Genomic DNA, 14,885 nt, shown 5'->3' on the forward strand with positions numbered 1-14,885 from the left:
CAACCCCCGACGCCGCCCTGCCGGCCCACGCCCGGGACCAGGCAACGCCACAGGGAAGACGAGTGCGGTGAGTCGAGAGTCGAGGCCCGGGCGGCCTCACCACCCGACCACACACTGACCGGCAGCCAGAAACCAGACCCTGGACAACGGCCGCCCGGGCATCGACTCACGGCTTCCCACACCCGACCACCAGAACTGCGTGAAGGTGGTAGTCACGACCCTTCGAGACGGGCCACGCCGCTCCGCGGGCGGCCCTCCTCAGGGAGCGGGGAAGGGGCGGCCCTCCTCAGGGAGCGATGGACGGCCCACGCCGCGCCGCGGGCCGCCGTAGGGAGCGGGCCGCTCGTCGTCCACCGCCGCCGACGGCAGCGCCCCCCGCCGGGAGCACCACTAAGGTGGCGGGTGTGACAGCCCCGGCAGCCCCGACCAGCCATCTGGCGGCCTACCGTGGGCGGCTGGGCACGGGCTGGGACGAGCTCACCTCCGGGGCTGAAGCCACGCCCGGGAAGTCGTTCCTCGAGGGCGCCATCGGAACGCTCGGCCTGCGGGGGCTGCAGTCGGCCCGTGAGGAGTTGGACCGCCTGGTCCAGGACGAGGGAATCCACTACGGCGGCGAACTGCGCCTCGCCTGGATGATCGACCCGCTTCCCCTCGTCATCGGGGCCGACGAATGGGACGCGCTGGAGGCCGGCCTCAAGCAGCGGGCCCGCCTGCTCGGCCTGGTGTTGCGGGACCTGTACGGCGAGCAGCGGCTCCTTTCCTCGGGCGCGCTGCCCGCGGAGATCGTGTGGGGCCACCACGGGTTCCTGCACCGCGCGAGCGGCATCGAGGCGCCGAGCCATGCCTGGCTGCCGCTGGCCGCCGCGGACCTGGGCCGCGACGCCGGGGGAGCGTGGACGGTGCTGGCCGACCGCACCGATGCTCCTTCGGGCATGGGCTACGCGATGGCGAACCGCAGGCTCACCTCCCGCGTGATGGCAGACCTGCACCACGACGCCCGCCCGGCGCGGCTGCGCAGCTACTTCTCGGCGATGCGGGCCGGGCTGCAGCAGCTCGCGCCCCGCACCGGACACACCCCCAAGGGGGTCCTCCTCTGGTCCGGGGCCGGCGCGGAGACCGCCTACGAGCAGGGCTTCCTCGCCACGCTGCTGGGCTATGCGCTCGTGGAGGCCGAGGACCTGGTGCTCCGCGACGGGCAGGTGTGGGTGAACTCCCCTGAGGGTCGGGCCCTGGTCGACGTCATCCTCCGCCGCGTGGACTCGGATCTGTGTGACCCGCTCGAGTTCCGCAGCGACTCCCAGCTCGGCGTGGCCGGCCTCGTCGAATCCGCGCGCCTCGGCAACGTCGCCTCCCTCAACCCGCTGGGAAGCGGGGTGTTGGAGAACCCGGCCCTGCTCGGCCTGCTCCCGGGGCTGGCTGTCCAGCTCCTCGGGGAGGAGCTCCTCCTGCCGTCGGCCCAGACGTGGTGGTGCGGCGACGACGCGCAGCGCAGCCACGTCCTGACGCACCTGGACAGCCTGCTTCTCAAGCCCATCAACCGAGGCTTCGGAGGCTCGACGCTGGCCGGGTGGGAGCTCACCGCTGCCGAGAAGACGGAGCTGGTGGCCCGCATCGAGGCGGAGCCGTGGGCGTGGTGCGGGCAGGACAACGTCGAACTCTCCACCACCCCGGTGGTCACCGCCGACGGCGTGGAGCCGCGACGCGTGGTGCTGCGCTGCTTCGCCGCCCAGGTGGACCACTCGCACGAGATCCTGGCCGGTGGCCTGGCGCGGGTCGCGCCCGACGACCGGTTCCGGATCACCACGATGAACGGCGCCCTGACCAAGGACGTCTGGGTGCTGGACCCGGACGATGTCCAGGAGACGTGGACCCCCACCTTCGAGGGGGGACCGATCGCCATCCAGCGGGTGGCCACGCTCGCGCCCCGCATCGCGGACAACCTGTTCTGGTTCGGTCGCTACGCGGAACGCGCCGACGGCACGGTGCGGCTGCTGCGTCTGGCCGTGGACCTCGCCCACGACCATGGCCGGAGCCCGGTCTCACGCGGCGGCCAGGTGCTCGGCGCCGTCCTCGTCGCCGGAGAGCGGATCACCGGCCTGGACCTGTCCGCGGGCGACGTCGGCGCCGCTCTGAAGCGGCTGCGCCCCGCCGTCGTCGACGGGAGTTCCACCGGCTCCGTGGCGCACGCGATCAGGCGCCTCACGGAGGCCGCCAACCAGGTGCCCGACATCATGTCCAGCGACCTCTGGCACATCCTCAGCCAGCTCAACCGGCTGCTCGTCGACGCGGGCAGGCGCCGCGACCTGGCGGGCATCCTGGACGACCTCGTCGCGGGCACCCTGGCCGTGGCCGGCCTGAACAATGAGAGCCTGACCCGTGACGTGACGTGGGCGTTCATCGACGCCGGGGTGCGGATCGAGCGCTCGCAGCGCACGCTCGCCGTGGTGCTGCACACCCTCGGAGACGACCGTGCGGCCGTGGTGGAGAACCAGCTCGCAGACGCGATCCTCGAGATGGGGGAGTCGCTCATCACGCAGCGCCGCCGCTCCGCCTCCGGTGAGGGGCCCCGTCGCCCGGCCCTGGCGGCCACCCAGCTGCTGCTGTGCGACAGGTCCAACCCCCGATCCGTGGCCTACCAGCTGGACAGGCTCGTCGAGGACCTCAAGCTCATCGGCGACGACGAGGTGGCGGCGCGGGCCTCGGAGCTGGTGGCGGCGTTCGCCAACGCGGACCTGGTGCGGCTCTTCACCGGCCCGAGGGCGCTGGTGACCGGGTTCGCGGCCGCCGAGCTGTCCGAGCTTCGCGCGATCTCCGATGAGCTCAGCCGCAGGCACCTGACCCGGTCCGCGCCGCGCCGGGCCACGCTCAGCGAGTGGAGCGCCGGGGCGCTCCTGGGGGAGGACGCGTGAGGCAGCTTCCCGAGAACCTGACGCCGCGCCGCTACTTCGTCAAGCATCGCACCAGCTACGAGTATCCGGAGCCCGTGACGCTGTGCTACGAGCGGGGATTCCTCACCCCCCGCGACACCGCCACCCAGCGGCTCCGCGCCCACGGCACCCAGGTGCTGCCGCATCCTCTGTTGCACACCGAGCATCTGGACCGTTTCGGCAACACCAGCCACTACCTGGAGATCCACTACCCTCACACCCACCTCGTGGTGATCAAGGAGGCCATCGTCGACGTGGCCTGGCCCGAGGTGGACGTGGACTCCCTCAACCAGTGGACGCTGGCTTCGGCCCGGCGCGCCACCGCCGGCAACGCCGCGTTCCGGCTGGACCGCGCCATGTTCTCGCTGCCGTCCCGGCACGTGACGGTGGCCTCCGGGGAGGACCTCGCCGATTACGCCGAGACCATCCTGGCGCCCGGGCTGGGCTTCGGTGAGGCGCTGGTGGAGCTCACCAGGGGCATCCGTCGGGACTTCGCGTACCGGCCGGGCGTCACGTCCGTGCGCACCACCGTCGACGAACTCCTCGAGCTGCGCGCCGGCGTCTGCCAGGACTTCGCCCACCTCGGCATCGCGATCCTGCGCTCACTCGGCGTGCCGGCCCGCTACGTCTCCGGATACATCGAGACGGTCGCGGGGCCCGGGCAGGCCAAGTTGGAGGGCGCCGACGCGTCGCACGCTTGGATCTCGGTGCTGGCGCCCACCGGGACGTGGATCGACATCGACCCCACCAACGGGCAGTTCGCGGACTCGCGCTACATCGTGACGGCCTGGGGCCGCGACTTCGCGGACGTGAGCCCGCTGCGGGGGGTCATCGTCACCGAGGCCGCGACCTCACGGCTCAGCGTGGGGGTCGACGTCCTGCCGATGGAGGGCGACGAGGCGCCTCAGGTGAGCGTCCTGAAGCTGAAGTTGTCGTCGTAGGGCAGCTCCCCGTCGACGGTCGCGGTGACCGACAACCGGTTGAGGGTGGTGCGCCCGCCGAGTGTGGTCATGAAGGCGGTGTCGGCGGCGTCGCGCCCGGTGCAGATCCGCACCATGGGGGTGCGCGGCGCCAGCCCGGTGGCGTCGAGCAGGTACCAGGACCCTTCCCAGTAGGCCTCGACGACGGCGTGGAAGTCCATCGGCGTCAGGCCCGGGGCATACACCGACACCAGACGCGCCGGCATGTTGACCCCGCGCAGGAAGGCGACCACGAGGTGCGCCGAGTCCCGGCACACCCCGGCCCGGCTGAGGTAGGTCTCCAGCGCGCCGTCGACGACCCGGCTGGATCCGGGGCGGTAGATCACCTTGGTGCGGACCCACTGCGTGACGGCGCTCATCAGCTCGAATCCGGTGAGGCCGGCGAAGTGGGTGTGGCTGAGGTTGGCCAGCCGGTCCGAGTCGCAGTAGCGCGAGGGCCGGGTGTAGAGGATCTCGTCGATGCCCTGGAGGGGGTACTCGGGGGCGGGGGCCAGCACGGCCGCGTTGTAGTCCACGTGGAGGGTGCCGACGGGGGCGTCGCGGAGCCGGTGCAGGCGGCTGCCGGAGGGTGCGATCAGTTCCTCGACCTCGAGCTCGTCGTCGCCGACCTTGAAGGTCAGCGTCTCGACGACCTCCGGGTAGTGCGTGCTCACCGCGACCGAGAAAACCATGTCCGCGGTGGCGCCGACCCCCACCTCCAGGTGGCTGGAGACCCGCCTGATACTCACGCCGCGTTGCCAGGGAGGGTGAGGATCTCGGCGCCGACGGCGGTGACCACCAGGCTGTGCTCCCACTGAGCCACCCGCGACCGGTCCGTGGTGACGACGGTCCAGTCGTCGTCCCACTGGTCGGTCTCGTGGGTGCCGAGGGTGAGCATGGGCTCGATGGTGAAGGTCATGCCGGGCTGCATGATGGTGGTGACCCGGGGCTCGTCGTAGTGGAACACCACCAGCCCGGAGTGGAACGCGGTGTGGACGCCGTGGCCGGTGTAGTCGCGCACCACCCCGTAGCCGAAGCGCTTGGCGTAGGACTCGATGACGCGGCCGATCACCGAGAGGGGACGGCCCGGCTTGACGGCCTTGATGGCGCGGTTCAGCGCCTCCAGGGTGCGCTCGGAGAGGAGCCGCGACTCCTCGTCGACGTCGCCGCAGTAGAAGGTGCCGCAGTTGTCCCCGTGGACGCCGTCCTTGAACGCGGTGACGTCGATCTTGACCAGATCGCCGTCCTCCAGCGGGCGCAGGTCCGGGATGCCGTGGCAGACCACTTCGTTGACCGAGGTGCAGATGGACTTGGGGAAGCCGCGGTAGCCCAGCGCCGACGGGTAGGCCCCGTGATCCAGCATGTACTCGTGCGCGACGGCGTCCAGCTGATCCGTGGTGACGCCCGGCGCGATGGCCTTGGCCGCCTCGTGCATCGCCTCCGACGCGATCCGGCCGGCCACCCGCATCCGCTCGATCACATCGGGGGTCTGCACGTCCGAGCCTGTGTAGCGCTTGGGTGCGGGCCTGCCGACGTACTCGGGGCGCGGGATGGAGCGGGGGACGTCGCGCAAGGGGGTGATGGTGTGGGGTGTCACTGGGTTCACAGTGCGCCAGTCTACGTGCGGGCGAATCAGCCGTCGAAGCGCAGGGAGGCCAGCGCGTGCTCGACCTCCCGCTGGTTCTCCTCATGGTCGATGGTGGCGCACGAGACGTACACCGCGAACCGGTCCTTGTCGCCGGTGGGCACCAGGATCACGTCGACCACGTCGCCCTCGATGCCCTGATGGCGCTGGTTGCCGACGAAGATGTTGGAGGTGAGCCGCCAGCCGATCCGGTCCGAGACGACGTAGTCCTCGTTGATGAGGATCTCGCGGCGCTCGAAGCCGAAGAACATGCCCGAGGAGGCCATGCACGTGACGAACTGCTCCGCGGCCGTGCTCATCACCGGCGAGAAGCCGTCCGATACGCGGATGTAGCCGACGTTGACGTTGCTGATCCACCCGGTGGCGATGTCGCGGATCATCCCGTTGGACTCGTACAGCCACTCGATCCAGGCCCCGGACTGGTACCAGTCAGAGCCCGAGGGCGGCTCGATGGAGAGCCCGCCACCGTGGAGGCGGCCGTCGCGGAGGTCGCTGCGGGGGGATTCGCCGGTGATGGGGCAGTCGATCGGCTGCCCGAAGCCCGTCTCGACGGGGGTGGGACTGGGCGTCTCCGTGGGGACGAGCTCGTTCCACTGGGTGCCGGAGGGGCGGGCGGACCTGTTGTCCTCGGGCGTGGCCGCGAACGGATTGGCGCCTCGGGGCACGAGGATGATGGCCGCGACCACGGCGGCGACCACCAGCAGCGCGATCACCACCCACAGTCCCGTGCCGGGCCCCTGGCGCACGGGCCCGGCCTGCATCCAGCGCTGACCGTCCCAGTAGCGCCGTCCGTGGGGCGCCGTCGGGTCCGCGTACCAGCCGGGCTCTGCCATAGGGCCAATAGTAGATGGTGGCCCCGGACGGACCCAGTGGCGCCAAGGGCGCTGGCAAGCGCCGCGACCCAGATGAGGAAACGCGGACCTCCGGCGCGGTTCGTCATGCGCTTGAAACAAAGTGCGGGCAGACTGGGGCCATGGATAGGCAGACTGAATTCGTCCTGCGCTCTATGGAAGAGCGGGGGATCCGGTTCGTCAGACTCTGGTTCACCGACGTGTTGGGCTCGCTCAAGTCCGTCGCCATCGCGCCCGCCGAGGTGGAGGGCGCCATCTCCGAGGGCGTCGGGTTCGACGGGTCGGCCATCGAGGGCTTCGCGCGCGTCTTCGAGTCCGACATGGTGGCGCACCCGGACCCGTCGACGTATCAGGTGCTGCCCTGGCGCCAGGCCGGCCGTTCCACGGCGAGGATGCTGTGCGACATCAAGCTGCCCGACGGCTCCCCGAGCTTCGCGGACCCCCGCTACGTGCTCAAGCGCGCCCTGCAGAAGGCCGGGCAGATGGGCTTCACGTTCTACATCCATCCCGAGATCGAGTTCTTCCTCCTCCGGTCGCTGACGCCGCCGGTGCCGCTGGACGACGGCGGCTACTTCGATCACACCACGCTCGGCGACGGCACGGATTTCCGGCGCGACGCCATCACGATGCTGGAGCAGATGGGCATCTCGGTGGAGTTCAGCCACCACGAGGCCGCCCCCGGGCAGCATGAGATCGACCTGCGTTACGCCGACGCGCTCACCATGGCGGACAACGTGATGACCTTCCGCGTGGTGATCCGCGAGGTGGCCGTCAGCCAGGGGATCCACGCCTCGTTCATGCCGAAGCCGTTCTCGGAGCACCCCGGCTCGGGCATGCACACCCACATGTCGCTGTTCGAAGGCGACACCAACGCCTTCTACGACGCCTCGGACGAGTACAACCTGTCCAAGACCGCCAAGCAGTTCATCGCCGGCCTCATGCGGCACGCCCCGGAGATCACGGCGGTGACCAACCAGTGGGTCAACTCCTACAAGCGGCTCGTCGGCGGCGGCGAGGCCCCCTCGTACGCGTGCTGGGGGCGGGCGAACCGCTCGGCGCTCATCCGGATCCCGCAGTTCACCCCCGGCAAGACCTCGTCGGCGCGCATCGAGTACCGCGCCGTCGACGCGGCGGTCAACCCGTATCTCGCCTACGCAGTGCTGCTCAACGCCGGCCTCAAGGGCATCGAGGAGGAGTACGAGCTCCCCGAGGAGACCGAGGACGAGGTGTGGCGCCTCACGGACCGTGAGCGTCAGGCCATCGGCATCCGTGAGCTCCCGCACAACCTCGACGAGGCACTCCGGCTGATGGAGGAGAGCGAGCTGGTGGCCGAGACCCTCGGCGAGCACGTCTTCGAGTACTTCCTGCGCAACAAGCACGAGGAGTTCTCGGCCTACCGCAAGCAGGTCACGCCCTGGGAGCTGGAGCGCCACATCCGCGTCATGTGAGGGCCTTCACCGCACCAGCGGGAAGGCGCGGGCAGCCTCGCCGGCGTGCACGCCGGAGGCGCTGAGCGTCGCCTCGGACCAGTCGAGGCGCCCGACGGCGAGGCCCACGAAGGTCTCCGGCGCCATCTCCACGACGTTGGGTGGGGTGCCGCGCGTGTGCCTCGGCCCGGCGTCGAACCCGATCTGAACCGCCGCGAACGGCGGCACCCGCACCTCGATGGACGCCCCCGGATGCCGCTCACCGAGGAGGGCGCACCCGGCGCGGCACACCGCAGCGGTGAGCTCCCGGTCCAGGAGCCCCGGGAGCTTCGCGGCGCGCAGGAGGAGCCCGGTGAGGTCCGGGCGACGGCGGGCGAGCTCGGCGTCGATCGCGGCGTCGTCGCTCAGGTGGGCCCGCAACGCGGCGACGACCTTCGGGGTGGGCTTGAACATGATCGGCCCAGGATAGTGGCGGCGCGCCGTGGGACCCGCGGGGCCGGGCCGGCGTCGATAGTCTGAGCCGGTGACCAGGTACCAGTCGCAGATCGGCGAGTTCGCCCGACGCGGGTTCGACTCCGCCACGGCGAGCGCCCGCGTCTGGGACCGCTGGCGGGAGCGGGTGCAAGGCGACCCGCCCGTCGACCTCGCCGTCTTCGAGCCGGTCGCGGACCGCGACCTCGCCCTCGACGCCCTGGAGCGCATCTCAGAGTCCGCCCCGGAGCTCTTCGCCCGGATGGTCGCTGACGACGGCTGGCTCCGGCGGATCGTGGCCGTGCTCGGCGGATCCTCCGTGCTGGCCCAGACCCTGGTGCGTCACCCGGAGGAGGCGGAGGCGCTCCGGGAGGAGCCCCGCGCACGCGGGCGCGAGGGGTGGCACGCCTTCTTCGCCGGACGCGTCGGACTGGTCGACGGCGTCGCCCAGGGCAACCCGGACTCCCTGCGCCTCGCGGACCGGGTGGCGCTGATCGAGATCGCGGCCCGCGACCTCACCGCCCCGGACCCGATCGCCGTCGCCGACGACGTGGCCCGCGAGCTCGCCCATGTGGCCGACGCCGTGCTGGAGATGTCGCTGGCGCACGCCCGGGCCGAGGTCCCCGGCTGGCGCTCCGCGCGCCTGGCGGTCATCGCGCTCGGGAAGACCGGCGCGCAGGAGCTCAACTACATCTCCGACGTCGACGTGCTCTATGTGGCCGAGCCCGCGGAGGGGGCCACCGTCGAGGAGGCGATGGCCGCGGCCACCAAGCTGGCGGCCGCGCAGGCGCGACTCTGCTCGGCGCACACCGCCGAGGGCACCATCTGGCAGGTCGACGCCGCGCTCCGGCCCGAGGGGAAGGCCGGTCCGCTGGTGCGCACCCTGGCCAGCTGCCGGACCTACTACGAGAAGTGGGCCAAGAACTGGGAGTTCCAGGCCATGCTCAAGGCGCGCCCCGCGGCCGGGGACCTCGAGCTCGGCCAGGGCTTCGTGGACATGGTGTGGCCCATGGTGTGGCAGGCAGGGGAGCGGCCGGAGTTCCTCGCCGAGGTGCGCAGCATGCGCGAGCGGGTGATCTCCCTGATCCCCGCCAAGCAGGCAGACAAGGAGATCAAGCTGGGCTCCGGCGGCCTCCGCGACACCGAGTTCTCCGTGCAGCTGCTCCAACTGGTCCACGGCCGGGCCGACGAGCGGCTCCGCGTCCGCGGCACCTTCACCGGGCTCAAGGCGCTGGTGGGCAGCGGCTACATCGGCCGCACCGACGGCGCTGAGATGGCAGACGCCTACCGCTTCCAACGCGTGCTCGAGCACCGCGTCCAGCTGAGGCGGCTCAGGCGCACGCACCTGGTGCCCGACGAGGAGCTGGCGCTGCGGCACGTCGCCCGCTCCCTGGGACTCACCGCAGACGAGCTGACCAGGCAGTGGCGCGAGTCCACGCGCCGCGTCCGGCGCCTCCAGCAGCGGATCTTCTTCTCCCCGCTGCTCGATGCCGTCAGCCACCTCCCCACCGACGGCCTCAAGCTGACCCCCGACGCGGCCATGACGCGCATGCGGGCGCTGGGATTCGCCGACCCGCGGGCCGCGCTCGGCCACATCCAGGCGCTCACCCGGGGCACCGACCGCGGTGCCGAGATCCAGCGGCAGCTGATGCCCGCGATGCTCGAGTGGTTCGCCGAGGGCCCCAACCCGGACTTCGGGCTGCTGTCGTTCAGGCAGCTGTCGGAGGCGCTGGGCACCACGTCCTGGTACCTGCGGACGCTGCGCGACGAGGGCTTCATGGCGCACCGGCTGGCGCGCATCGCGTCGTCGAGCCGGTACGTGGTCAATCTGCTCAAGCGCGCCCCCCACCACATCCACATGCTCGCCGGCAACGACGAGCTGCGCCCCAGGGCCATCGAGGAACTGACCGAGGCCATGACGCGAGCTGCCAGCCGGCAGGAGGACCTCGACAAGGCCATCGCCTCCGTCCGGGCCCTCCGTCGGGCGGAGCTGTGCCGGATCGCCCTCAGCGACGTGCTCGGCGACGCCGACCTGGCGACGGTGGGGGTGGCGCTGAGCGACCTGGCGTCGGCCACCATCGACGCGGGGCTCGTGCTGGCCCGACGTCGCATCGAAGCCCCGGAGGTGGGGGTCATCGCGGTGGGCCGGTGGGGCGGTAGCGAGATGTCCTACTCCTCGGACGCCGACTGCATCTTTGTGGTTCCCGACGGCGTCGAGGGGGAGAACCTCACCCGCGCCACCGAGCTGGTCCGCCTCGCCTCCGACATCATCGGGAAGCCTGGGCCCGACCCGGGGCTCGTCGTCGACACGGACCTCAGACCCGAGGGCAAGGGCGGACCGCAGGTGAGAACCGTGTCGTCGTATGCCGCCTACTACGCCAAATGGGCCTCGACCTGGGAGGCGCAGATGCTGCTGCGCGCCCGGCCAGGTGCCGGAGACCGCGCCCTCGCCGAGCAGGTGCTGTCCGCGCTGGACGGCTTCCGGTACCCCGTCGGTGGGCTCCGACCCGAGCAGATCACCGACATCCGCAAGCTGAAATCCCGGATGGAGACCGAGCGCATCCCTAAGGGCGTGCCTCGGGAGCGGCACCTCAAGCTCGGCCCCGGCGGCCTCTCGGACGTGGAGTGGACCATCCAGCTGCTCCAGCTGCAGCACGCGCACGCCCACCCGGGGCTGCGCACCACCTCCACCCTCGGCGCGCTGCGGCTGCTGGCCCGGCTGGAGCTGCTGGAGGAGTCCCAGGCCGATCGGCTGGAGCAGGCGTGGGTGAGGGCCAGCCGGCTGCGGGACGCGGTGATGCTGGTGCGCGGCCGCGCCAGCGACGCCCTGCCCGCGGACGTGCGCGAGCTGGCCGCAGTCTCGGTCCTTCTGGGCTATGGCCCCAGGGCGGCCTCGCAGCTTGTCGACGACACCCGCCGGCTGATGCGCCGCGCCTCGGACGTGGTGGACGCCGTCTTCTGGGAGAGCTGAGCCCGAGACCGGCGGCTGTGGGCCGGATGTCCGGTGCTACCATCTGTGCAAACGTGTTCCGGGGTCGGTGTAAGTCCGAACCGGCGGTGATAGTCCGCGACCCCCGAGGCCCCTGAGGGCCGGAGGGTTGACTCGGTGAAATTCCGAGACCGACAGTCAGAGTCTGGATGGGAGGAACACGCGTGCGCGACGGCGTGCGCACTTTTGTGCGCGCATTCAGCCGTCGTGCCTGCGCGTACCCCGGGACCTGAGACGAAGGACCGGGAAGATGACCATCCAGGAGCGGCGACGGGCGCGCACCCTCGCGCATCTCGGCGTGTGGTCCGCCTACCCTGCCCGCACCCGTCCTGCCGCGGGGCGGCGGAGAACGACGTTCGCGGCCTTCGCGCTGGTGGGGCTGCTGTGGTGGGCGGTCACCGCCAGCGGCCTCGTCGCCCCCGTCTATCTGCCCAACCCCGTCGACGTCGTGTCGCGGATGGTGACGCAGGCCACCACCGGCGTGGCCTGGCGCTACCTCGCCCCCACCCTGGGGGCCGCCCTTCTCGGCGCGTTCATCGCCATCGCCGTGGCGATCCCGCTCGGCGTGGTGATCACCCACTCGCGGCTCCTGGCCGCCGTCGTCGAGCCGTTCGTCGCCATCTCGCAGACCATCCCGCTCGTGGCCATCGCGCCGCTGCTGGTGCTGTGGATCGGCTACGGCACCGTCCCCATCGCGGTCCTGTGCGCCATCATCGCGTTCTTCCCGATGATCACCACCACGGTCGTGGGGCTCCGATCCCTCGACATGCGGGTGGTCGAGAACGCGCTCCTCGACGGCGCCAGCGCCTGGCAGCGCCTGATCCACGTCGAGGGACCGATGGCGGCCCCCGCCATCCTCGCCGGCGTCCGCGGCGGCGTCGTCCTCACCATGACCGGCGCCGTCGTCGGCGAACTCGTCATGGGCGGAGCCGGACTGGGCACCCTCCTCACCCTCACCAGGGAGGCGGCGGACACGGCGGGACTGTTCGCCGTCGTCGCCTGGATCAGCCTCACCTCACTGACCCTGCACGGCCTCGTCCTCGTCGCTGAACGCGCCGCGGTCGCCAGACTCCAAGGAGAAACCACATGATCACCCGACGTTCCCTCATCCTCGGCGGCTTCGCCGTTGCCGGCGCTGCGGGCCTCGCCGCCTGCTCATCCCAGCCCGAAGCCACCCCCACATCCACGGCCAGCGGCAGCATGCTCGCCGACGGCACGCTCACCGTGGGCCTCACGTACATCCCCAACGTGCAGTTCAGCGCCTTCTACCTGGGTGTGGCGCGGGGCATCTTCGCCAAGCACGGGTTGGACGTGACGCTGCGTCACCACGGGCAGCAGGAGGACGTGTTCGGCGCCGTCCTTGCCCGCGAGGAGCACGTCGTGTTCGCCTCCGCCGACGAGGCCATGGTGGCGGCCGCGAACGGGCAGGACCTGCGCACCTTCGCCACCAGCTACCAGACCTACCCGCTGGAGGTGATGGGAGGGGCCGGGTTGGGGCTGTCTGCCGACGACGGGCTGAAGGTGCTCGCCGGCCGCAGCCTCGGCATCCCCGGCCACTTCGGGTCAAGCTACTACGCAGCGCTGGCCGCCATGCACGAGGCCGGCCTCACCGAGACCGACGTGAAGCTGATGGACATCGGGTACACGCAGCTCAGCGCGCTGGCCGCCCGCCAGGTGGACTTCATCATGGGATTCCGCAACAACGAACTGGTGCAGCTGCAGGCACAGGGCGAGCCCGTCATCTCGATCCCGATCTCGGACCCGGCGTCGCCGCGGCTGGTGGGGCCGAGCCTGGTCACCGTCGGCACCGAGGTGCCCGACGACGTGCTCGCGGCGGTCGCGGCGGGGATGCGCGAGGCGCAGGAGGCGGTGATCGCGGACCCGGAGGCGGCGCTGGATGCCACCGCCGAGCAGGTGCCCGCCCTGGCGGACCCCGCCCAGCGGGAGTCGGCGGCCAGGGTGTTGAAGGCCACGACGGGGCTGTGGACCAGGGACGGGGAGGTGGACGTGTCGCTGGATGTCGCGGCGTTCGGCCGGATGGCGGAGTTCCTCGTCGAGGTGGGCGTCATCGAGCAGGCCCCGGCGAATCCGTACGTGGACCTCGGCGACCTGGTCTGACCCCTGGCCGGGGATGTGTCGACGGTGCGCGGAGCCGAGAGCCGCTGCCCGGGCAGCCCCTGGTGGTTGGCCCGCATCGGCAGCTGCCTGTCGCGCTGGGGCTGGGTGGTTGAGGGCTGCCCGGGCAGCGTCTCCCGGCTCCGCGCCGGTCGCGATGTGGCGTTGTCACCTTCGGGCGTATGCCGGCAGGGCGGCCCCGGTGCGGGTCTGCCTGGGCGGGACGCCAGTTCGGCGATCGTCGGGTTGGGCATCACTGCGCCGTGCCGCCCTGCCGTCACCCTCCCTTGTGGGGACGCATCGGCCGTGTCTCAATCGGTCCCTGAGGAGGTCGGCGTCGCGGAGCGACCGTCGGCCGTCGCAATCGGTCCCTGAGGAGGTCGGCGTCGCGGAGCGACCGTCGGCCGTCTCGAAGGGTTGTGTGGTGACCTTTGAGCGAGTCTGGGTTGTCAGGTTGCGATTCGACCCTTCGAGACGTCGCCCGCGCCTGCGGCGGGTCGACTCCTCAGGGAACGATGGTCAGATCTCGACGAGGGTGCGGCCGTGGCGCCGCCCGGCGAGCAGGTCCTCGCCGGCCGCGATCACACCGTCGAGCCCGATCCGGGTGGTCATGGAGTCCAGCAGGTCCGTGTCGACCCCCCGCGACAGCACACGCCAGGCGTCGGCGCGGTCCTCCACGTCTGCCCACACAGAGTCGATCCCCGCCAGCGTCACTCCGCGGAGGATGAAGGGCAGCACGGTGGCCGGCAGCTCGGAGGAGCCCGCCAACCCGCAGGCCGCGACCGCGCCGTGCGGCTGAGTCTGCGCGATGGCGTTGGCCAGGATCTGGCCACCCACCGAGTCGATCACGCCCACGTAGGTGGCCTTCTGGAGCGGCCGCCCCGGCGTGGCGAGCTCGTCCCTGGCCACGATCGTGTCCGCGCCCAGCTCCCGGAGGTAGCCGCCGAACTCGTCGGGGCGCCCCGTCGATGCCGCGACATCGAAGCCGGCCGACGCCAGCAGCATGGTTGCGATCGACCCCACGCCCCCCGTCGCGCCCGTGACGAGGACCGGACCGTCGGAGGGTGAGGCACCCTCCATCACCAGCCGCAGCACCGCCAGCGCCGCCGTGTAGCCGGCGGTGCCGAGGGCCGCGGCGCGCTCCGGGTTGAGGCCGTCCGGCACGCGGACCGCGAGCTCGGCATCCGCCCTGGCCAGGGTGGCGTACCCTCCGTGCCTGGTCTCGGACAGGCCGGCGCCGTTGAGGATCAGCCACTCTCCCGGGGCCCAGCGGTCGTCGGGCGATTCGACGACGCGGCCCACCATGTCCACACCGGCGATCAGCGGCCGCTGACGCACCACGCCCGGCCGCCCGGTGACGGCCAGGGCGTCCTTGTAGTTGAGGTCCGAGTACACCACCTCGACGAGGACGCCCTCGTCGCCCAGCAGCTCCTCGCAGCCCTCTTCGAGGGCCACACCGTCGTCCCGCACCACGATTCCACGCATGGCCATCACCCTAGTG

Annotated in this window: 11 protein-coding genes and 1 riboswitch; of the genes, 6 read left to right on the forward strand and 5 right to left on the reverse strand. The window is 71.4% G+C overall.

Annotated features, from left to right (window positions below; all coding sequences use genetic code 11):
* Positions 1-404: 404 nt before the first annotated feature.
* Both H5399_RS07770 and H5399_RS07775 read left to right on the forward strand, forming a co-directional pair.
* Positions 405-2,909 (forward strand): circularly permuted type 2 ATP-grasp protein, encoded by a 2,505-nt coding sequence (locus H5399_RS07770; protein ID WP_182782425.1) that lies wholly within the window; start codon positions 405-407, stop codon positions 2,907-2,909.
* Complete coding sequence (locus H5399_RS07775; RefSeq protein ID WP_182782426.1) at positions 2,906-3,868, forward strand: transglutaminase family protein; 963 nt, start codon at positions 2,906-2,908, stop codon at positions 3,866-3,868. Before H5399_RS07770 ends, H5399_RS07775 begins: the two co-directional genes overlap by 4 nt.
* Here the strand turns inward: H5399_RS07775 and H5399_RS18490 are convergent.
* Genes H5399_RS18490 through H5399_RS07790 form a run of 3 tightly spaced genes read right to left on the reverse strand, consistent with a single transcriptional unit; the run spans position 3,832 to position 6,364 of the window.
* Positions 3,832-4,635 carry a transglutaminase family protein gene (locus tag H5399_RS18490; protein ID WP_220490881.1) on the reverse strand — a complete coding sequence of 268 codons (804 nt, stop codon included), beginning with the start codon at positions 4,633-4,635 and terminating at the stop codon, positions 3,832-3,834. The genes H5399_RS07775 and H5399_RS18490 overlap by 37 nt on opposite strands.
* Positions 4,632-5,492, reverse strand: a complete 861-nt coding sequence (gene map, locus H5399_RS07785; protein ID WP_182782427.1) for a type I methionyl aminopeptidase — start codon at positions 5,490-5,492, stop codon at positions 4,632-4,634. Before map ends, H5399_RS18490 begins: the two co-directional genes overlap by 4 nt.
* 26 nt (positions 5,493-5,518) lie before the next feature.
* Positions 5,519-6,364, reverse strand: coding sequence for a DUF2510 domain-containing protein (locus H5399_RS07790; protein WP_182782428.1), 846 nt, complete (start codon positions 6,362-6,364; stop codon positions 5,519-5,521).
* A gap of 173 nt (positions 6,365-6,537) precedes the next feature.
* Between H5399_RS07790 and H5399_RS07795 the strand changes: the two genes are divergently transcribed.
* Positions 6,538-7,830 carry a glutamine synthetase family protein gene (locus tag H5399_RS07795; RefSeq protein ID WP_182782515.1) on the forward strand — a complete coding sequence of 431 codons (1,293 nt, stop codon included), beginning with the start codon at positions 6,538-6,540 and terminating at the stop codon, positions 7,828-7,830.
* A 6-nt stretch (positions 7,831-7,836) separates the two neighbouring features.
* Here the strand turns inward: H5399_RS07795 and H5399_RS07800 are convergent, their stop codons facing one another.
* Entirely contained in the window at positions 7,837-8,262 is a 426-nt protein-coding gene (locus H5399_RS07800; protein ID WP_182782429.1) for a sterol carrier family protein, read from the reverse strand.
* 70 nt (positions 8,263-8,332) lie between these two features.
* On the opposite strand from H5399_RS07800, the gene H5399_RS07805 reads away from it, so the two are divergent.
* The 3 genes from H5399_RS07805 to H5399_RS07815 all read left to right on the forward strand — a co-directional run bounded on the left by H5399_RS07805 (position 8,333) and on the right by H5399_RS07815 (position 13,387).
* Complete coding sequence (locus H5399_RS07805) at positions 8,333-11,251, forward strand: bifunctional [glutamine synthetase] adenylyltransferase/[glutamine synthetase]-adenylyl-L-tyrosine phosphorylase (RefSeq protein ID WP_182782430.1); 2,919 nt, start codon at positions 8,333-8,335, stop codon at positions 11,249-11,251.
* A 50-nt stretch (positions 11,252-11,301) separates the two neighbouring features.
* Positions 11,302-11,434, forward strand: a riboswitch (FMN riboswitch).
* An 85-nt stretch (positions 11,435-11,519) separates the two neighbouring features.
* Positions 11,520-12,359 (forward strand): ABC transporter permease, encoded by an 840-nt coding sequence (locus H5399_RS07810; protein ID WP_182782431.1) that lies wholly within the window; start codon positions 11,520-11,522, stop codon positions 12,357-12,359.
* Positions 12,356-13,387, forward strand: a complete 1,032-nt coding sequence (locus H5399_RS07815) for an ABC transporter substrate-binding protein (protein ID WP_182782432.1) — start codon at positions 12,356-12,358, stop codon at positions 13,385-13,387. Before H5399_RS07810 ends, H5399_RS07815 begins: the two co-directional genes overlap by 4 nt.
* A gap of 516 nt (positions 13,388-13,903) precedes the next feature.
* Here H5399_RS07815 and H5399_RS07820 read toward each other — a convergent pair.
* Positions 13,904-14,869 carry an MDR family oxidoreductase gene (locus H5399_RS07820; protein ID WP_182782433.1) on the reverse strand — a complete coding sequence of 322 codons (966 nt, stop codon included), beginning with the start codon at positions 14,867-14,869 and terminating at the stop codon, positions 13,904-13,906.
* Between the last annotated feature and the right edge of the window lie 16 nt (positions 14,870-14,885).

Origin of the sequence: Tessaracoccus sp. MC1627, from assembly GCF_014164725.1 — a bacterium.
In the GTDB taxonomy this organism is placed as follows: Bacteria; Actinomycetota; Actinomycetes; order Propionibacteriales; family Propionibacteriaceae; genus Arachnia.